Annotated in this window: 1 pseudogene; it reads right to left on the minus strand. The window is 71.4% G+C overall.

Annotation, left to right across the window (positions count from 1 at the left end):
* Positions 1-214, minus strand: a pseudogene (locus tag MKK52_RS02510) (hypothetical protein); the annotation flags it as partial.
* Between the last annotated feature and the right edge of the window lie 111 nt (positions 215-325).

The following is a 325-nucleotide window of genomic DNA, read 5'->3' on the forward strand; positions in this document are numbered from 1 at the left end:
GTCCCGCGTGCGCCGTCATGGCCTTGAAGGCGGGTTCCGGGGCGGTCTCAGCGCCGTCGATCCGATCCAAGGCGGCGATGATCTTGTCCGCTGCATCAAGGGCAGTCTGTGCCGCGTCTTCCAGATGGGCGCGAAGGGCGAGGCCGGCGAGCGGCGCCGGGGCTGCCGGTTCGGGCGGGTGCTTGCGGGACGTGAAGGCGACGACGTTGGACATCGGGATATCTCGGAAGGGGAGAGGGGCGGCCCGACCAGCGCGGCCGGGCGAGAGGGTGGACGAGGCCGGCGCTATCGCTCGACCATCGCCAGAAGCTCGCGGGCGAACGCG

Source organism: Methylobacterium sp. J-067 (genome assembly GCF_022829465.1).
In the GTDB taxonomy this organism is placed as follows: domain Bacteria; phylum Pseudomonadota; class Alphaproteobacteria; order Rhizobiales; family Beijerinckiaceae; genus Methylobacterium; species Methylobacterium litchii.